The organism is Desulfobacterales bacterium (assembly GCA_029211065.1).
Lineage (GTDB): Bacteria > Desulfobacterota > Desulfobacteria > Desulfobacterales > JARGFK01 > JARGFK01.
Genome location: JARGFK010000086.1, coordinates 1 through 20,020, shown reverse-complemented (window position 1 = coordinate 20,020; position 20,020 = coordinate 1). Strand labels below are relative to the sequence as shown.

General features: G+C 44.3%; 18 protein-coding genes. 11 read left to right on the top strand and 7 right to left on the bottom strand.

The annotated features are described in order from the left end of the window. The 6 genes from P1P89_16710 to P1P89_16685 form a co-directional block, all read right to left on the bottom strand. A partial coding sequence (locus P1P89_16710; GenBank protein MDF1593158.1) for a hypothetical protein occupies positions 1–272 on the bottom strand: 272 nt, incomplete at its 3' end. A gap of 93 nt (positions 273–365) precedes the next feature. Next, positions 366–1,301: a sulfotransferase gene (locus P1P89_16705; GenBank protein MDF1593157.1), complete on the bottom strand. Its 936-nt coding sequence runs from the start codon at positions 1,299–1,301 to the stop codon at positions 366–368. Positions 1,302–1,477: 176 nt separating this feature from the next. Continuing rightward, entirely contained in the window at positions 1,478–2,122 is a 645-nt protein-coding gene (locus P1P89_16700; GenBank protein ID MDF1593156.1) for a methyltransferase domain-containing protein, read from the bottom strand. Positions 2,123–2,296: 174 nt separating this feature from the next. Then, positions 2,297–3,451, bottom strand: coding sequence for an ABC transporter ATP-binding protein (locus P1P89_16695; GenBank protein ID MDF1593155.1), 1,155 nt, complete (start codon positions 3,449–3,451; stop codon positions 2,297–2,299). A 192-nt stretch (positions 3,452–3,643) separates the two neighbouring features. Continuing rightward, positions 3,644–4,483, bottom strand: coding sequence for an ABC transporter permease (locus tag P1P89_16690; GenBank protein ID MDF1593154.1), 840 nt, complete (start codon positions 4,481–4,483; stop codon positions 3,644–3,646). Between the two features lie 23 nt (positions 4,484–4,506). Further along, on the bottom strand, positions 4,507–5,010 hold the full coding sequence (locus tag P1P89_16685; protein MDF1593153.1) for a MarR family transcriptional regulator: 504 nt from the start codon (positions 5,008–5,010) through the stop codon (positions 4,507–4,509). 244 nt (positions 5,011–5,254) lie between these two features. Between P1P89_16685 and P1P89_16680 the strand changes: the two genes are divergently transcribed. From P1P89_16680 to P1P89_16655, 6 genes are all read left to right on the top strand, one after another. Then, positions 5,255–6,181, top strand: coding sequence for a glycosyltransferase family A protein (locus tag P1P89_16680; GenBank protein MDF1593152.1), 927 nt, complete (start codon positions 5,255–5,257; stop codon positions 6,179–6,181). A gap of 227 nt (positions 6,182–6,408) precedes the next feature. Next, positions 6,409–7,074 carry a hypothetical protein gene (locus P1P89_16675; GenBank protein ID MDF1593151.1) on the top strand — a complete coding sequence of 222 codons (666 nt, stop codon included), beginning with the start codon at positions 6,409–6,411 and terminating at the stop codon, positions 7,072–7,074. A gap of 27 nt (positions 7,075–7,101) precedes the next feature. Further along, positions 7,102–8,040, top strand: a complete 939-nt coding sequence (locus P1P89_16670; protein MDF1593150.1) for a class I SAM-dependent methyltransferase — start codon at positions 7,102–7,104, stop codon at positions 8,038–8,040. 15 nt (positions 8,041–8,055) lie between these two features. Continuing rightward, positions 8,056–9,306: a glycosyltransferase family 4 protein gene (locus P1P89_16665; GenBank protein MDF1593149.1), complete on the top strand. Its 1,251-nt coding sequence runs from the start codon at positions 8,056–8,058 to the stop codon at positions 9,304–9,306. A gap of 37 nt (positions 9,307–9,343) precedes the next feature. After that, the gene (locus P1P89_16660; GenBank protein MDF1593148.1) at positions 9,344–10,264 is read left to right on the top strand and encodes a glycosyltransferase family 2 protein; all 921 of its coding nucleotides are present in this window, start codon (positions 9,344–9,346) and stop codon (positions 10,262–10,264) included. Positions 10,265–10,326: 62 nt separating this feature from the next. Beyond that, complete coding sequence (locus tag P1P89_16655) at positions 10,327–11,892, top strand: glycosyltransferase (protein MDF1593147.1); 1,566 nt, start codon at positions 10,327–10,329, stop codon at positions 11,890–11,892. Positions 11,893–12,172: 280 nt separating this feature from the next. On the opposite strand, the gene P1P89_16650 is transcribed toward P1P89_16655, so the two are convergent. Then, a complete protein-coding gene (locus tag P1P89_16650; protein ID MDF1593146.1) occupies positions 12,173–12,718 on the bottom strand; it encodes a hypothetical protein in 546 nt (181 codons plus the stop codon). 814 nt (positions 12,719–13,532) lie between these two features. Here P1P89_16650 and P1P89_16645 point away from each other — a divergent pair. From P1P89_16645 to cbiQ, 5 genes are all read left to right on the top strand, one after another. After that, positions 13,533–14,210 (top strand): hypothetical protein, encoded by a 678-nt coding sequence (locus P1P89_16645; protein MDF1593145.1) that lies wholly within the window; start codon positions 13,533–13,535, stop codon positions 14,208–14,210. A gap of 116 nt (positions 14,211–14,326) precedes the next feature. Next, positions 14,327–15,106 carry a YdcF family protein gene (locus tag P1P89_16640; protein MDF1593144.1) on the top strand — a complete coding sequence of 260 codons (780 nt, stop codon included), beginning with the start codon at positions 14,327–14,329 and terminating at the stop codon, positions 15,104–15,106. After that, the gene (locus P1P89_16635; protein ID MDF1593143.1) at positions 15,099–17,480 is read left to right on the top strand and encodes a tetratricopeptide repeat protein; all 2,382 of its coding nucleotides are present in this window, start codon (positions 15,099–15,101) and stop codon (positions 17,478–17,480) included. Before P1P89_16640 ends, P1P89_16635 begins: the two co-directional genes overlap by 8 nt. Before the next feature lie 393 nt (positions 17,481–17,873). After that, positions 17,874–18,908 carry an energy-coupling factor ABC transporter permease gene (locus P1P89_16630; protein MDF1593142.1) on the top strand — a complete coding sequence of 345 codons (1,035 nt, stop codon included), beginning with the start codon at positions 17,874–17,876 and terminating at the stop codon, positions 18,906–18,908. A gap of 197 nt (positions 18,909–19,105) precedes the next feature. Beyond that, positions 19,106–19,921 carry a cobalt ECF transporter T component CbiQ gene (cbiQ, locus tag P1P89_16625; GenBank protein MDF1593141.1) on the top strand — a complete coding sequence of 272 codons (816 nt, stop codon included), beginning with the start codon at positions 19,106–19,108 and terminating at the stop codon, positions 19,919–19,921. Positions 19,922–20,020: the final 99 nt, after the last annotated feature.

Sequence of the window (20,020 nt, the reverse complement as noted above, 5' to 3'; positions counted from 1 at the left end):
AGCATCGAATCCATAAAAGCCGTATTCTTGCGCCGGTCGCACTCATTTATTCGATGCAAAACCCTGACATTTGGATTTCTTTTTTTGAATCCCGTAATTTGTTCCGGCCCGAATATTTTATATTCATTGTCGGTCCTGGGATCGACTAAAATGATAACGTCCAGGTCATGATCTAAGTCATAGACAACCGTATAACCACGGCGCTTCAGAAAATCACTCAGTTGCAAGACAAAAACGTTGCTTCCGCCCCAGGGTCCCTCTACCGGTTTCATGCTGAAGGCGATTCTTCGGTCTGACCCTCTTTTTCGGGCTATATTTCCGGATAAATATTTTTTTAAGAAATTCTGCAACGTAAAAATGTCCTCTTATACTGACAAATCCGACAATAATTTTTCGGTTTCTGCCTCCCAATTGAAATTCCTGCCCACCAAGTTGTATAATTCCTGGTTAAAAGGCCTATAGAATTCTTTAAGCCTATTTGCAGCCTCACGGCTTAAAAGGGAATTGTAGACGCCTTTCCTTTTTATCGACAAGTCCTTCAGTACATAAGGTTTCAGATCCAGAAATTCAAAAACGCTGTTTACGATATCCTGAGGCCTATTGAACATATCCTCGCTTTTAATAAAAAGAATCGACCGATTGTCGAAATGCTTTCGCCAATAGTCTAGTTTCGTGCAGTACAGGCCTCTTTCAATAACGCGGAAGGGATTATGCTCGACCTGACGAACAATATCAATCAAGGGCTTTAAATTGTCATCGGCCAACCATTTAATTGAACGTTCTGCAATTGTCTCAAACGACTCATTTATTATCCCATTTTGATTAAGCATCTGGTAATCCGAAAAGGCACGCGTCACGGGGTTTCTGAACATAACAATTATCTTTGCATTCGGGACAACTTTTCGAATATTGATGGGAACTTCTGTTCTGGAAAAATATTCGGCCGTTGCCTCTCCGGTCAGCGTCGTTTGCCCCTGCCATGATCTTACCAGTGCTTTCAGTTGCAACGGATAGTGCATCCGGCAGAACATTTCACTGCCGCCGCACTGGATAAAGTTTCCCGGCTCCTTCACATCCGCCGGCAATATATCAGGATGCTGATTCAGGTAGCGGTAAAGCGACGTCGTACCGCATTTGGCCTCACCAACAATAATAAAGCTGGGCTTCATCCTTAAAAAGCTGGTGAGCAGCTGCATTTTGGTTTTTATATGGCTATTTATTCCCGCCATAAATAGATCCTTATTTGTTACACTATATATCCGTATTGGGACACATCTTCCCCGATCATTTTTGCCAGACAAGTATTCGACATTCTGACCGCATCAGATATGCAACATACAAAGTGTTCAGATCCCTTGGTCAGATACTCGTACAGAAGAATCTTTTAGAAATCGTGAAGTCAAATAAAGAATTTCGTACCCATTTGGAAAAATTAACAGATGCTGTAGACCATTTTAGAAATGCAAAGATTGAGTAGTTATTGAATAACATGCTTTTTTTCTGCAATTAGGAAATACCCTGCGTGCCAGTTTGTTTTATAAATATCGTCGATTTTGATTAGTAAATCCATCAGCGGATAAAATAGATATGCCAGGATTCTTAATGGTAACGGCCATCTCTTTACTGCTTGACGTATCATATCGACCATAGCGGTAAACATTCGACCCATTATATGAAATTTTAAAATTTCGAAATTTCTTTTTTTTAATTCTGATTTTAGTTTGTATTCAGTCCATCTTTGAAAATCATAAGGATCTGCATGTATCCCGTAAAGGAATGGCATAGATAAAAATAATTTCCCTTTTTCTTTTAGGACCCTTGTAATTTCATCTAAGCCTTTTTCAGGATTTTTTACATGCTCTAATAATTCAATGGCATTAACAATGTCCACGCTTTGTGAATCGATTAGATACATGTTTTCAACGTTTAATAAAATATCCGGATTATGTTTCTTCTCTATATCTGCAAAAATCCATTTTTTGACTTTGTCCTTTGGTTTAACAAACTTGCCTCTATTTCTGCCGCCTATATCCAAAACGATTCCAGAATAATACTTTTTATACATATCTTGTAATTTGTCTAGCTTTTTTCTTCGATGTGTTGCCAGTAAATAATATTTCATTTTAATACCATGTAGTAGCGACAAGGATCTTCTGGGTTAATAAAATATTAACAAAAATCCATCTATGAGACTGCCAACAGATTCCAGGAACAAAAGATGTAGAAAAAAACTATTTTGAAAGAGCCGTTCAAAACCTTTTTAACTTTTTGAAATGTCCTTATTATCTATCATTATCTATTTCAATTGTGTGGCCGATAATTCAAGATAAACAAGTCCTAGTTGGTAATTTGTGCGAAGGGGTAGCCGTACTTTTTTGCCTTGTAAGATGTCAAAGGATGCAATATATTTTACATAGTCAAACAGCTCTCTTCTTACGCGACCAACCCATATATGCAAAAAGTATGATCCCGGCATCAAAGGTAAATCCGGTATATTTATTTCGATGCGAAAGTCCTTCTTCAAGGATGTTCGAAAAATATTCAAAGGATTATTTAGATACAATACAGGGATGTCTGTAAGGGTAACAATCTGGATTGCCAACGTAAAATCAATGTCAGGCTCAATTGCATCTCCCAACAATTTAATCTTCATGACTTGTCCCATGCGATACGTGTTACATGCATGGTTGTTCTCATCCAATAAGGAAATAGAAAGGATGCGAACTTTCCCGGACCCCTTTCTTTCCCATTTTCTGTCGGCTTTCTCATCGTAGTGGACGGATTCTTTGGCATAGGATGAAATAACAGTATCAGTCGTATCGTCTTTAATTAGATGGCCTCTGTCCAGCAGTATACAACGTTTGCATAATTGGTTTATGGCGCCCATATTATGACTGACAAACAATATGGTTCTTCCTTCTGTTGCCACCTCCCCCATTTTGCCGAGACATTTCCTCTGAAACGCCGCGTCGCCCACTGCCAGCACCTCATCGACCAGCAGGATCTCGGACTCCAAGTGGGCGGCTACTGCAAATGCCAGACGGACATACATGCCGCTGGAATAACGTTTGACGGGTGTATCGATGAACTTGTCTATTTCCGCAAATTCAACGATATCGTCAAATTTACTAGTGATTTCAGATCTTTTCATGCCAAGAATTGCGCCGTTGAGATAAATGTTCTCCCGGCCGGTAAGTTCAGGATGAAATCCTGTTCCGACCTCGAGCAAAGAACCAACACGTCCGTCAATAAACGCCTCACCCGAGGTGGGTTCAGTTATTCGACTCAAAATTTTCAATAACGTTGACTTGCCGGCCCCGTTCCGTCCGATAATGCCGACAACTTCTCCCTGATTAACGGTCAGAGAGATATCTTTTAAAGCCCAGAATTCGCTACCGTTCGGCAAGCGTTCCTTATCCGTGCCGAGCCCGGTTTCAACAACGTTCATCATGAACTGCCTCGGATCTTTTCCCTTTACCTTGTACCACCAGTATCTGATTTCGTCCTGGAGTGTCTTTCGGCCCGTGACGCCCAGGCGATACTTTTTGGAAATACCTTTTATTTCGATTGCCGATTTAGTCATGTTGATCTTTTTTAGAAATATTCAGTTTGCTAAAATCTGACTTCTTTATCAATTTTGGATCTAAATGGTATCTACAAAAGTGCGCTGGACCTTGTTGAAGACCAGCACGCCGGTTACCAAGAGAATTACAGCTAAAATGGCGCCGGAGACGATATACTCTTGCCACATGGTCTCTACACCAAACAGGCTGTGCCGGGCCAGTTCCATAACACTTGTCATGGGGTTAATTTTTAAAATCCATCGCCACTTTGCCGGAAATTCACTGACCGGATAAACCACAGGCGTCATGAACATCCATAGTTGTGACAGGAACGGCACCGCGAATCCTAAATCACGATACTTGACGGTTAATGCCGAAACCCAAAGCCCGACACCGAGTCCAATGGTTGCGCATTGCAGTATGAGGAGCGGCAATACCACAACGAGCTCCAAACCGGGTGCGATTCTGGCTTCGGTGTAAAAGAGGAAGTATAAAAAAAATGCGGCCAACATGATAAGATTAAGCAGTAATATCCCCAAATTGCTGACCACGATGGAAAAAGGAACGATAAGCCTTGGGAAAAACACTTTTTTAAAGAGATTGGCATTTGAGATGAGCGCACCTGAAATCTTTATCAGGCAGTTATGAAAGTAAGTCCAGAAAATAGTGCCGCTCATGTAGAATAACAGATTGGGGATGCCGCCAGTGCCGATCTTTGCAATATGTCCGAAGACCACAACAAATACGATTGTCGTGGCAAGCGGTTGAATGATAAACCATAAAGGTCCTAAAATGCTCTGCTTATATAGAACCACAAAGTCCCTCACAACCAGGAGCCACAACAAATCACGATACTGAAGTATGCCTCTCCAGTCTATGTAAAGCCAGGGTCTGTTTGCCTTGATGTGTATCTGTGCCATAAATTACATATAACAACAGTGCGTCAAACTTTTTTTAAAAATCCGAGCAGCGGACTATTCAGTAGATTCGCAGCCATATCCCGGAGATATTTTGCCCTTTTCACCCGGCTGTGAACAAAATGGATATCTGTGGATGCGTCGGGATTGTTGATCTCTTTTTCAAGTATTTCATTGGCGGAGTCGATCTCCATGGCCACAGACTGGACTTTCTGACGGACGAATGCCAGCAGCCCGTTCTGTAAGGCTGTTCCGATGTCGTCCGCTGTCCGGTAATAGTTCTTTCGATCCCCTTTTCGCCAGACCTGGCGCAGCAGGCCCAAACTTTCTAACTGACGAACAGCAGTGCTTACGGCTGCTTTACTCAACCCCAGGTCTTCACCAATCTGGTCAAGGGAGCACTCTCCTTCCTGGAGATACAGGTACATCAGAATCTGTCCCACGATACGCCCCATCCCCAGGTCCTGAGAAGTTTTCCCGCCCACTTCAACCAGCCGCATCCGGATTTCTGTTGCAATATTATTTTCCATGGTTTATAATTTTCATAAAATTCTGAAATTTCATTAAATATAACATAGCATAAAACTTTGTCAATGGATTTTTCGTATGATGTCCTGATAGCCCCAACTTCGACAGGGATAGGCACAGGATGGACAGCGGCATGTCAGGCTTCTTTTGCCAAAAATCCAAGCGTTTAAGATTGAATAGAGAAAAGCCGCATTGACAATGCGAACGGTATCCGTTATCTGAATACAATTTGTTAAATGGTAGATTATGAAAATCACAGCCGTTGTTTGCACCTATAACCGAGCTGCCTTGCTGCGATTGTGTCTATCGTCACTGGCTAGACAGACTCTCTCAGCATCTCTTTACGAAGTCCTTATCATTAACAACAATTGTACAGATGATACCGCTGCAATTGCTGAAAAATATGCCCGAAAATATTCCAACTTCCGAATTTTTTTCGAATCAGCTCAAGGCCTTTCCTATGCCCGCAACCGGGGCTGGAAAGAAGCGCGGGGTGAATATGTCGCCTATATCGATGATGATGCCAAGGCTCCCGGAAACTGGATCCAGGAAATTTATTCGTTCATAGAAAGGCACCCTGACGTTCGCGCTTTCGGAGGGCCGTATGTTGCATTTGCCGATACCCCTCTTCCAGACTGGTTCCCAAAGGGGTATGGCAGCTGGTCGCTGGGGGATGAAGAACGGGCGATCCGGATCGGCAGGGAATGGCTCAAAGGAACGAACATGGTGTTTTCAAGAGCCCTTCTTGAGGAAATGGGAGGATTCAACCAGAAGCTGGGGATGCGTGGCGACAAGATATCCTATGGTGAAGAAACAAGGTTTGTTCTCGAAATTGACCGGAAGGGTATCCCCGTTTACTATGCGCCGAAGATCAGGGTTGAACATCTTCTGGCGGAATACAAACTCAGCCTCAAATGGCTGTTCAAATCTTCTTTTCAAAACGGCCTGGGTTACCAAAGGATTTTCGACCAGAGGCGTTCGATACTGTCACACATGGGGGGCCTATTCCTGACAGCCACACGATGCCTGAAATGTCTTTTCCCGGACAGGAACCATTTCAAAACCAGGATGTATGATTATGGCGCCCCTTTCTTTTATGAGCTGGGGGCTCTCGTGGACACCTTGTCTTCAAGCAGAGGTTCCAAATCAAATCGATTTCGAGTATTAAGATGACTTTTGCACCGGTAGCACTCTTCACATACAATCGTTTATGGCATACCGAACAGACAGTAAAGGCGCTGCGCTTGAACAAATTGGCCAAGCAGACGGATCTGGTTGTCTATTCAGATGGCCCCCGAAATGAGGCTGACAACCTACGGGTGGGGGCGGTTCGGAAGTATCTGAAAACCGTCGACGGCTTTCGTTCCACAGAGGTCATCGAGAGAGAAAGAAACCGAGGCTTGGCTGATTCAATTATTCCAGGCGTAACTGAGGTTATTAACAAGTTCGAGCGCATCATTGTACTTGAAGATGATCTGGTTACCGCCCCGTATTTTCTAAACTATATGAACGATGCTTTGAATAAATATAAAAAAATTGAAAAAGTGATGCACATTGCCGGCTATATGTACCCCATTGAAGGCAAAGATTTTCCCCAGACTTTTTTTTATCGCCCGGCCTCATGCTGGGGATGGGCAACCTGGAAACGGGCGTGGGACCATTTCGACCCCGATCTAAAAAGCCGGGTCGGACAATTTACACCTGCGATGAAAAACGAATTCAACATGGGCGGCGTATACAATGATTATTGGAATCATGTCGAACTGAACTTGAAGGGTCGGATCCACACCTGGGCTATCAAATGGTATTTCAGTGTTTTCTTAAAGGATGGACTCTGTCTACATCCTACAAAATCACTGGTGGAAAATATAGGTCATGACGGGACCGGAGCCCATTGTGTTAAGACTCAAAAATATTGCAATAGAACGCTTGCGGGGGAAATAACCGAATTTGAAGACATTGTTGCCGAAAATCCAATGGTTGTCGAAAGGATAAAGCAGTATCTCTTAAATTCGCAGCCTTGGCCGCATAGGATTTCACGTATTATCAAGAAAGCTTTTTTATAGAATTCAAGACGCTTTTCAGAGGTCATAATGCCCATTGTTTGCCCTTTATGTTCAAGCAACCGTACCGAGATTACGGAAATCATTTCCGCGCCAGAGCTTATTTCCGCATACAAGGCTTATTTAAATATAGACGTTCGGCAGGAAATATCTGTGAGCAGCCGAATTTCTTTTGCCGGCTGCAAGGGGTGCGGTTTGAGCTTTTTTTCCCCTGCGCCAACGGGCAGTGGTGTATTTTACCGACAGCTTCAGAAATACGAATGGTACTATCTTGATGAAAAGGAAGAATATGATTTTGCACGGAAATTCCTCAAGCCTACAGACAAAGTTCTTGAAGTTGGCTGCGGAAAGGGGGCCTTCGCCCTAAAAGTTGAAACCGGGGATTATGTAGGACTCGAACTCAGTATGGAAGCAGCAAGCGCCGGCGGGGAAAACGGCGCTACCATTTTAACGGAGACGATAGAGAAACATGCGGAAAAACATCCCAAAGAATATGATGTGGTCTGTTTTTTCCAGGTACTGGAGCACATAGTGAATTTGCATGGTTTTATCGAATCGGCTATAACCTGTTTGAAGCCTGGAGGATTGCTGATTTGCTCTGTCCCAAGTGCAGACTCCTTTTTGACGGAAGTAGAAAATGGTATACTGAACATGCCACCTCATCATTTGACCTGGTGGAGTGATGACACGCTTAAAAAAATGGGAGATGTTTTTGGCATTCAATTGATCCATCTCCACCACGAACTACTGGCGGATATTCACCTCGAGTGGTACGCGTCAACCGTTGCCTCGGGGGCGTTAAAGAGATTGTTCGGATTAAAAAGACGCCTTTTGGATAAGACATTTGGCAACCGAATAATCGGGATAGTTGCACGGGGACTGGGAAAATTTTATTCAAAAGGATTGGAAAGCTTCAACCTGCGCCCCCATGGTCACTCGGTCACCGTTGTCTTTAAACGGAAACAATAGTCGATTTAATACAAGATGAAGATCCTCCATATTAACAGCCACGATTTACAAGGCGGTGCAGCCCGTGCTGTCTATCGCATTCATAATGGATTAAGTCGCCAGGGTATCAGCTCAAGTATGCTTGTCCAATTTAAAAGCGGCGACGATATAAACGTTGCTGGTCCTGTCAATAATATCTCAAAAGGGATTTCTTTCCTCAGACCAATAGTTGATGGGCTTTCTGTCAAGCTCCTTTCAGGAGTGTCCAAAAGCGTATTTTCTCCGGCCTTGCTTCCCTTTTCAGTTATTCCCAAGCAAATTGATTCATCCTCGCCTGACATCGTTCATCTCCATTGGATTTGTGATGGGATGCTCAGAATTGAAAATCTAAAAAAAATAAAGTGCCCGATAGTATGGACGCTTCATGACATGTGGGCCTTTACCGGAGGATGCCACTATAGCGGCGGATGCGAAAATTTTAAAACGGCGTGCGGGAACTGTCCGCAGTTGTTTAGGGGAGGCAAGAACGATCTTAGCAAATCCGTCTTGAAACGGAAACTCGAGGCTTGGAAAGATATCGCCATTACCATCGTAACCCCGAGCACCTGGCTGGCTGCTTGCGCCGGTGAAAGCAGACTCTTCAGAAATCGCAGAATTGAAGTGATTCATAACGGCCTTGATCTCAACCTTTTCAAACCCATCAAAAAAAGAGCCGCCCGCGAAATATGGAATTTCCCTCAAAATAAAAAACTGATACTCTTTGGAATGGATCGATCGGCAAATGGGATTAGAAATTACAGTAAGGGATCAGATCTCCTTTTTGAGGGAATAAAGGGTCTTCCCTCCTGCCTTTCTAAAAACGTTGAATTGATTGTATTCGGTTCCGGCAAGCCCCTAAATCCTCCTGATTTTGGTCTCCCTGTACATTACACCGGGTATGTTCAAGACGAAATCAGCATGACACTTCTATATAATGCAGCGGATTTGATGCTCGTTCCTTCAAGAGAAGATAATCTGCCCAATACCGTCGTCGAATCCTTGGCATGCGGTACGCCTGTTACTGCATTTCATATTGGCGGAATGCCCGACATGATAGAACACAAAAACAACGGCTATCTGGCAAAGCCGTTTGACACCTTCGATCTTGCTTCCGGTATTGAATGGGTACTATCTGATGATGCGAGATATCGAAAATTGTGCACAACAGCTAGAAAAATAGCAGTGGCTTCTTTCGATGTAAAGGATATCTCAAGGCAATATGCTGATCTCTATGGTTCTATTTTATGATTCATCGTAATGATCATCAAAAAACTGGAAAACACGGATGACTACCTTGCAAAGCCCCAAAGTCTCGATCATCACCCCGTCCTACAACCAGGGTCAATTTATTGAAGAGACGATACAAAGCGTTTTGGGGCAGGATTATCCGAATATAGAATACCTTATTGTTGATGGGGGTTCGAATGACAACACCATCGATATTCTCAAGCAATACCTGGGCCGACTGAAATGGATTTCCGAAAAAGACAAGGGGCAGGCCGACGCGATCAATAAAGGCATAAAAAAGACATCAGGAGAGATCGTGTGCTGGCTCAATTCTGACGATACGATTCTTCCGGGTGCAGTGTCCAAAGCGGTGAACTTGTTTGTCTCTAACCCGGAGATAAAACTGGTGTACGGCAAATCCTATTTTACGGATCAGGAAGGAAACATTAACGGATCCTATCCTACGGAAAAATTCGATTTCCAGCGTCTGGCAATGTTCAATTTCATCAGCCAGCCGTCCGTTTTTTTCAAAAGAGATGCATATGATAAGGTCGGAGGGTTGAATGCCCAATTGAATTACTCTCTGGATTATGACCTTTGGATAAAAATCGGTAAAGAATTTCAGACAAAATATCTCGAAAAATATCTTTCCTGTTATCGGCTCCATGAAAGCTCAAAGACCGTTGACAAAAACCAGGCACTACACAGCCACAAGGAAGGGATAGCTGTCGTTTACAGCCATTACGGTTGGGTTCCGGCAAACAGGCTTTACGGATATTACCGTCACCTGCTGGAGAGTAAGGGCATAACGCTCCTCAAATTTATCAAGCCTCTGGAAATATTGATCGTTCTAATATTAACGCTGTTGACGTATCTAAGGATAAACCGATCAATATGTCCGGCTGATATCAAATACCTCCGGTGGAAAAATATAAGAAAACTTAGAGCTGACTGGAGCAAGCCTGATAAAATATACTAGACCGTAGGCGGCATCTTCTTTGTTGCCGGTTTTTAAAAGGCTTAAGCGTTGAGGACTTTTCGTTGCAAAATAACGGTTTAAAATATCCAGCCATTTCGGTTGTCATGTCTGTCTATAACGGCGAAACATATCTACGCGCGGCCGTAGACAGTATTTTCTCCCAGACATTTAATGACTTTGAATTCATTATTATCAATGACGGTTCAACCGACCATACGCGCGATATCCTTGAATCTTTATCAGACCCGCGCGTTCGCCTGTTCAATCAGGAGAATATCGGTCTGACCCAATCTCTCAATCGTGGATTGAAACAATCGAAAGGCCGCTATATTGCGCGCATGGATGCCGATGACATATCCTACCCGCAAAGATTTGAAAAACAGTACGATTTTCTTGAAAAAAATAATGACTACGCGGTCGTCGGATCATTTATTAAAGTGATAAACACCAAATCAAAAATAATCTATACAATCGAAAAGCCTATAGGCGATAAAGAGATTAAAGAATATCTTAAACATGATAACTGCATTGCACACGGTTCCGCCCTTTTCAGAAAAAAGTGTGTATATGGTGTTGGGCTGTATGATGAGTCGATAAGGACTGCTCAGGATTATGATCTTTTTGTAAGGCTTTCTGAAAAATACAAATTGGCAAACATCCCGGAATATCTTTACGGATGGAGACAGCACGATCAAGGGATTTCAAAAAAGTTCAAAGAATCTCAGAAATATTACGTAGAATTAGCCAAAAGAAAATCCAACCCAAACGAACCGCAAGATTCTGTCTATTCCATTGATAATCAGCCGGACTTTTCTGTTCTGATGGCCAATTATAATAATGGGACGTACATCGCCGCAGCAATTGAGTCAGTACTGAGGCAAACCCATAAAAACTGGGAACTCATTATTGTCGATGACGCCTCAACGGATAACTCCGAAGAAATCATTCGCCCGTATTTGACTGACCGTAGGATACGATATTACAGAAATGAAAAAAACTCAGGATACATAGAAACCCTCCGCAGATTGATCCAAAATTCCTTTTCAGACATATTGGGGATACTCGACAGTGACGATGCGCTCAGCGAAGATGCGGTGGAGAGCATACTCGACGGGTATCGTAAAAATCCGGATTGCGGTCTGATATATTCACAATTTATGTACTGCGATGCGAACTTAAAGCCGGTGCAAATAGGATTCAGCAAAGCGATACCTGCCGGAAAAAGCAATTTGCAGTGTAATATTGTCAGTGCATTCAGGACCTTTAAAAAACATAATTTTTTAGAAACAGAAGGGTTTGATAACGAAATCCTCTATGCTGAAGATAAAGATCTTTACTTTAAAATGGAGGAAATTACGAAATTATGGTTTCTGGACAAAGTTTTGTACTATCACAGGGTTCTGCCCGGGTCACAAGGACATGATTCCAAAAAGGCCAGAACAGGTAAAATTTCTTTTACGATTGCAAGATATAACGCTTTTTTTAGAAGACAAGGCACAGATATCACAAATTTAAAACGCATGGAAATGACGAGGCTTTTGCTCACAGCGTTATTTGATAGCGTGTTGCTTAGAGATAAAAAGCGATTCACAAAATCAGCAAAGATGCTGATAAAATTATTTGTATAAGTCCAGATCTTCCTGGACAGTTTGAGTTAGGGACAAGGTCCGGCAATGCAAAGTTTAAAAGCGGTGGTGGGTCGTCCCCTCGGTTATGATTGTTATGCGCAAATTACAAACCAAACCGAAAGGATCAAACCATGACAGCCAAAACCAAATTAGCACAGAACCTTCCCACATTGCACAACTTGCTGAAAAACTGGCTACCGTTTCCAAGGTCTGCCGAATGCACAAAGTGCCCCGCAGCAAATTTCAATTATTTGCCTATGTTTGACTGTGTCAAAGGCCTTCACTTCCTTGAAAAAATAAGATTCAATATCTTCCTAACAAAGAGGCGCAGGGCGGTAAATGGCAGGAGATCTTCCTTGACGGCCGCCACGAGAGTGTCGTTGTAGGGGAATATTCTGTATCGGTCGTTGATCTTCCGCAGGGCGTAGGTCACGTGTTCAATCGTGACGTCCCCCCAGTCTTCCAGTCCGCGTTCGTCCTTCCAACCGAAGAGCCTGAGATCGTCTATCACTATAATATGATTTTTAATCGGATGGTTGCCTATGATATCGAGTTCCTGAAGGAGCGGGACCGAGACTTTCCCGCAGGCGGTGTTTCTAGAGGAAAAGTGGGCATCGAGCCAGAAAAAACACTTTTCTCTAAGGTCCGGCATAAGTGAATTGAGAACGGTTGTCGAATTACCCTCCATCAGGTGAACCCTGCTGTTCCCCTTGAACCTCTCGATGCAACACCGGTGAAGTTCGGCGCTCAGCTCAATGGAAAAGACCTTTTCGAAATGTCGGGTCGCCCATTCAACGGTGTCGCCTTTATAGGAGCCTGTCTCCACGAAAAGTCGGGAGCTTCCGGCCTTGATAATAGAAAATATATCTTTTCCCGCCAGGGTTGAGATGTCGGGTTCCTCCCTTTCACCGACCGTTCCGTCTCACCGTTGACACTGCGGCAAGGAGATCTGGAGTGATTCACTCCTTACTGCCGAAACAGTCCCTTAGAGCGTTTCCTTTTAATCCCATGTAGCTGAAGATTCCTTTAGAGCAAAGGTCAGCTTCTTCGACACAAGGCTTTTATATCCTAACACTAAATTGCCTGTAACAAACCGGATTGTCAACCATCGTTTTTCACGGGATATTTTAAAATTATGGCCTGTTAAATTCATTTTTAATCCATAAGGAGATTTTATTGTATGGGTTAGGTGTTTTTTTTCTTGACATACCCTTTAATGGGTGATCCCACATCCCCTGATGTGGTTATTAGGCGCTCTTTAGTAGTCGGTCCTGAAAAGAATTTATCTATAAGAATTAATTGGTAATTATCTCTTAAATGTGTTATAGGATTTGCAGGATTTTACGCAATTAACCCTCATTTCCTTGCAAATTATTTGAGCGGAAGGGGCCTTTGTAAATACCCCCGACCGCATCATTAGTTAAACGGAAATAAAAAAAGAAAAAGTTCGGAAGATGATATTATCGAATGATCAAATTTGTATCCTGATTACTACTTTTTCAAAGCGTAGAATTCTGGCTGAATTTACTGAAAAGAAGATCGACAAGTCTTGGGGTCAACATCCCCCCATTTTTTTTTCAGGGTGTGGAAAATCAACTAATGAGAGATGGCTCCCTACCGAAAGGACCCCCTCCAACTGGATGCACGAAACATATGATGCTGTAAACAGGCTTATTGATATGGGTTTTTGGGGCTGTTATCTTATTCTTGATGACCATCCTCCGGTAAGAAGATGTCATAGCAAACATCTGAATGTTACTATTCCTGAATTTCTTGCTGTATTGGATGCAACATATATTGGTCTGAACGGTTGGGGGCAGAATCGACTCCAATGCAATGGGGACAAACTCGGTGTAAAGTTCCTGAATCTTGAAAATGTTACTCTCGATTTTAAATACAAATTTTCTCTTCACCCAGCTTTTTGGAACCTTCAACGTTTTGCTCAAATATTAAAAATTATGATAGATGACAGTTTAAATTATGGACCATGGCGATTCGAAAAGTTTGCAGGCTTAAATATAAAAATACCAATAAAATGGAGAAAAACAACATATCGAGTTTCAGGAATAGATATGTCAAAACGAAAATTATTTCCCAAAACTATAAAGCTGCAACATTCTGCCCTGTATTTTTTTCAAAAATGGTTTCCTCCTTTAAGGATCATAGGGTATTATTATGAAGGTCCCTATCCAATAATCCGGAGTGGACTAGTAAAAAAAGGGAAGCCTAATGATTGGTTTCTGAAATATCTAATTTACTTTGGCAAGTGGAATTACTATTTAGAATTAAAAAAAGCGTTATCGGTTATACAAAAATAATATTTTACCATAAAACCTTTGATGTAATGATGGCTATTAAATAACACGTCCCTTTCTGCCGCTACTCTTAATAGTTATCATAGACGGAGGGGGAATATTTCTCTGTTTTCGGAGGAATGAAGATCGTGTTTGTATGGGCCAGAACTGTTTTAAAACTGATATTGCCGCCGTCAAGCCTGTTGATTTTGGTTATTATCGGTGCGCTCCTGATGGGATTGAAATACAGAAAAAGCGGCAAATTGCTGATCATCTTGAGCTTGTCGGCGCTATATTTATTAAGTACGAGCCTGGTGGCGAATTTCATGATCGGACCGCTTGAAAGTGCATATCCACCACTTGCGGAGAATATGAAAGATATTGATGCGGTCGTGGTCCTTTCATCCGGTGCAAAGGACCTTTCCCATGTGGGGTTGGGGCAGGTTCCCGGTTCAGAATCTTTAAAACGGCTGGTACATGGCATAAAGATTTATCGACAATTTAACATTCCCCGCCTGGTGATTTGCGGCGGCATAGCCGACCCTTCAAAACCCGGGGTTTCGCTTGGCGGCGTATTGGCGCAAACAGCTCTAGACATCGGCGTAAAGCCGGATGAGCTGGTCCTGGAAAAGGATTCGAAAAATACGTATGAGGGTGCATTGAATCTGTTAAAAATATTAAAAAGAGGAAAAAAGATCATTCTGGTTACCCATGCCCGCCACATGGGACGATCGGTCATTCTTCATCGGAAAGTGGGTTTTGATGTCATTCCAGCGCCTTCGGATTATACCGGCGAGGCGATCTCTGTAAATATCGAGTCATTTATCCCCTCAGCCGGCAGTCTGTGCGTTTCTTCAGAAGCGTTATACGAATACCTCAGCCGGTCTTGGTATATATTGAAGGGCTTCAATCATGAATAAGTATCTCTCTCGCCCATGGCTTGCATTTGTTTTAATTGCCCTAACGACTGCTGTCATCTACAGCAACATCTATCACGCGTCGTTTGTCTTTGATGATATCACATCGATTGTAGAAAACAAAAAAATCAGGGATGCGTCCAACTATTTTTCATTAGTTCAACTTATAAGGCCCAGGGCAATTGTCGATTTAACCTTTGCTTTAAATTATGAATTTGGAAGACTGAATGTATTCGGCTATCATCTTGTCAACATTATCATCCACTTGTTAAACGGATTCCTTGTCTATTTTCTTGCCTTAACAATTTTCATGCAGCTATCAAAATTACAAGATCCGGTCATTTCCTCTAAAAGTGAAGACAGGTCACCCCTTTCAACCCCGGCAAATCCCGATTCCATGAATCGTTTGAAGGCCCTGATGGCGGCCCTGATATTTGCGGCGCATCCCCTCCAGACCCAGGCGGTTACTTACACGGCCCAGCGGTATGCATCAATGGCCGCCCTGTTTTATCTGGCTTCGTTACTCTTTTATCTAAAGGCCAGAATCATCCAGCAGCGCAGCAAGGAGCAGGCAGCCCCTGCGGTTCAATCTAAAAAGAAAAAAGCTAAAACGGTTCCACAAACACATACCGAATCCAAAGCATTTATAGGGTTATACGCCCTGTCATTTTTTTGCGGCGTGCTGGCCTTTTTAAGCAAGCAGAACACGGCCACTTTGCCGCTGACAATCCTGCTGGCCGAGTATCTGCTGATTGATCGAACCCGGCAGGGGTGGAAAAAAAAGCTGCCGTGGATCGGCGGGCTGTTAATGGTGTTCATGATTTTCGTCTTATCAGTTTCGGCCTTTTTTCAGGGTGGCCCTGAAGGCAGAGGGTTGCTTGAAGACGTCTCGCGACTTATGGCGGAGACCGAGACCGTTAGCCGGTGGAGTTACCTCTGCACCCAATTCAATGTGTTGGTCATCTATATCCGGCTCTTGTTTTTGCCTGTCGGTCAGAATCTTGACTATCTGTATCCTTTTAAAAGCGGGTTTTTTGACGGTCTGACACCGGCAGCATTTTTGTTTTTAGCAGGTATAATCGCCATCGGAGTATGGAGCCTGAAAAAGCGGCCGCTGATCAGTTTTAGTATTTTCGGATTCTTTATCGCTCTGTCGGTAGAATCCAGCATTGTCCCGATAAAGGATGCTCTCTTTGAACACCGGCTTTATCTGCCGATGTTCAGTTTTGCGCTGTTAATGGCCGAATTGCTGTTTCAATTTTTTTTAAAGAAGCGGACATTGGTTCATCTCGCAATGGTTCTGATGATCCTGTCTCTTGGAACGGCCACGTATCTGCGCAATCGGGTTTGGCGAGACGGCATTACGCTCTGGTCGGATGTTGTATCTAAAAACCCTAAAAACCAGAGAGCACACAATAACTTGGGGGTTGAACTGTTTGATATTAATAGAATACCGGAAGCCATCAACCATTATTTAACTGCGCTGCAAATTAATCCAGCTGATGTTTCATCGCATAATAATCTGGGAAATGCATTGAACAAGCAGGGCCTTAAAGAAAAGGCTATCGAGCATTATTTAATAGCGTTGAGGATTGATTCAACTTTTAAAAAAGCGCATATCAATCTGGGAAATATCCTGAACGAACGCGGACAAAATAAAGGCGCTATTGATTATTTTTTAGCGGCACTGCGTGGGGACCGGAATAATAAGGAGGCGCTTGTAGGGCTTGGAAATGCATTGCAGGGTCAGAGGAAAATTGCCGATGCTATTGATAAGTATGATAGAGCCTTACAGATCGATCCTGACTTTAAAGAGGCCCATTATAACTTGGGTGTTGCTTTATTCACACAAAATAGAACCGAGGAAGCCATTTATCATTATTCAAAAGCCTTGCAAACCGACCCCAATGACCCGGCAATTCTTACCAAGCTGGGGTCTGCCCTGCAACGTCAGGGGAAGGCCAAAGAGGCCGAGGATCAATACTTGCGGGCAATCAAAATCGATCCGGAATTTAGCCAGGCTTACTTTAATCTGGGAACATCATTTCAGGAGCAGGGGAGGATTCCGGAAGCTGCCGAATATTATATCAAGACGCTCAGGATCGATCCGGTTAATAAGGCCGCCCATTTTAATCTTGGAAATATTCTGCTGGCACACGGCCGTGCCGATGAAGCGGTCGCGCATTATAACGAAGCGATAAGGAGTGACCCTGATTTTTTTGAAGCCCACAACAATTTGGCGGCGGCGCTGATGCGCATTGGAAATATAGACGAGGCGATTCTGCACTTTAAAGAAGTGTTGCGAATTACGCCGGACAATGTCAATGCGCGCCGAAACCTTGACCGGGCGATGGCGCGGCGGGACCGAAACAAATAGCACTTTGTGGATGGCCTCCTAAAGCAAGGCCGCTTTTCTGCCGATGTGACTGCTATTTTTACCAGGCAATTATATATGTCATTCCGGCCGCACCCCGCCCTGCGGGAGGAGAGCCGGAATCCAGAAATGCTCTTAAGAATACCGGATTCCCGCCGCAGTTTGTCCCGACTTGATGCCGGGCGGCTGTGGCAAAAGGCAATGACGAGTTGTTATGTCTAATTGCCGATCTAATAAACTTTAAAGATTGACATCCTTTTGGGTATTTATTATAAAGTTTTTAATCGTAGGCCGAAGCCTGCTGCCGGCATGAATTGAGTATCAAAACACAACCACGAAGAAATGGGTATCATGAAGATACTTGATGTTCGTGGTTTTTTTATTGGAGCATAAATTATGCACATGGCAGACGCGTTGGTATCACCGGCGGTGGGCGGGACAATGTGGGCTGCATCGGCAGGCCTGATCGGTTACTGTTCCCAGAAGGTGAAAAAGGAGCTTGACAACGGCAAGGTCCCCTTGATGGGTGTTCTGGGCGCTTTTATTTTTGCCGCCCAGATGATCAACTTCAGCATCCCGGCCACCGGCTCCAGCGGCCACTTGGGCGGCGGGATGATTCTGGCGATTTTACTGGGACCATATGCCGCCTTTCTCACGATCGCCTCGGTCCTGACCGTTCAGGCCCTCTTTTTTGCCGACGGCGGACTGCTGGCTCTGGGCTGCAATATATTCAACCTGGGTTTTTCCCCCTGTTTTATGGCCTATCCGTTTATTTATAAAAAAATCGCCGGTTACCGGGCCACCCGTGTTCGCATCTTGACAGGGGCGCTGCTGGCGTCTGTGCTGGGGCTTCAACTGGGGTCGCTGGGAGTGGTGCTTCAGACCGTGCTGTCGGGCATTACGGAACTGCCGATGAACAGCTTCATTCTTTTGATGCAGCCCATTCATCTGGCCATCGGACTTGTCGAAGGAATTGCCACTGCTGCGGTGGTGCTGTTTATCTGGAAATCGCGTCCGGAAATTTTGGAGAACGCGGCGGCTGCCGTTCCGTTGGGCAGTCTTCCCCTTAAAAATATTCTTGTGGGAATTCTCGCGGCCACCCTCTTTATCGGCGGCGCCTTTTCATGGTTTGCATCCACGCACCCCGACGGCCTGGAGTGGTCCATGGCCAAAACATCCGGATCTGAGGAGTTAAAAACACCCGAAACCGGTCTGCATGGGTCTCTATCCCGGATTCAGCAAATATTCTCCTTCCTGCCGGATTACGGCTTCAAGAATTCCGCTGAACCTGAACCCCAGGGGACTACGACCCTTCCGGCCGTAGATGCCGGAACGTCCCTTTCCGGACTGGTGGGCGGCGCCCTGACGTTGGTAATGGTTATGCTGATCGGTTTTTTTATCAAAAAGCGAAAGGGGCAGAAATTAGGCTGAAGGTGGATAGGCTGAAGGCTGAAGGTAAATAGACTGAAGGCTGAAGAAGTGTCCGTGGTCAGTTGTCCGTAGCCAAGGACATAAGTCAACGGCATTGTCGCCAACGGACAACCGACAACAAGCAACTGACAAGCCGTTTTAAATCTCGGCAGCCGCAATATCTCAGTACGAACCTTGGAACAAATTATGGAGATTCATTGAAAATAGGATCCGCATTATTTGACATCGGTCACATGGACAGGCTTGCGGGCCAGGATACCCCTGTCCATCGCCTGGACCCCCGGGCAAAACTGCTGACCACCCTGGTGTTTATTGTTGCGGTCGTTTCTTTCGACAAATACGAAATTTCCGCGTTTATCCCCTTTTTTATTTACCCGACAATCCTGATGGCATCGGGCAATCTGCCCCCGGTTTATATTCTGAAAAAGATTGCAGTGGTCCTGCCGTTTGCTTTTCTGATCGGAATTTTCAACCCGATACTTGACCGGGAAATCATGATACACTTGGGGCCGGTTAATATTTCCGGCGGCTGGATTTCATTTGTATCCATCATGATCCGGTTTGTCCTGACGGTGGGGTCGGCATTGATTCTGATTGCCTGCACCGGATTTAATGCGGTCTGCATGGCCCTGGAGAAGCTGGGAACCCCTCGTATATTTGCCATTCAACTCCTGTTTTTGTACCGATATCTTTTTGTCCTGGTGGACGAAGGCGCCCGCATGGTCAGGGCACGGTCTTTGCGGACGTTTGACGGGCAGGCGATGGGGATCAGGATTTTTGGCTACCTGCTGGGGCATTTGCTGCTGCGGACCCTGGACCGGGCCCAGCGCATTCATCTGGCGATGTTCTGCAGGGGCTTTGACGGTGAAATCCGACTGCTGCGCCCGTTAAAAATCGGCGGGGTTGAGATCTTTTTTGTTCTGGGGTGGTCGGCTTTCTTTGTCCTGATGCGCATGTATAACATTCCGCAGGTTGCAGGGACCTGGATCCTGCATTTACTAAGGGGTACATAATTCAATGGACATGCGGTGACCGGGGCGGCCGCATTTCGAATCGTGAAAAACTCACGCATAAGCGCGCGTAGGGCCGAACAGGACCCGGACCGACAGAGG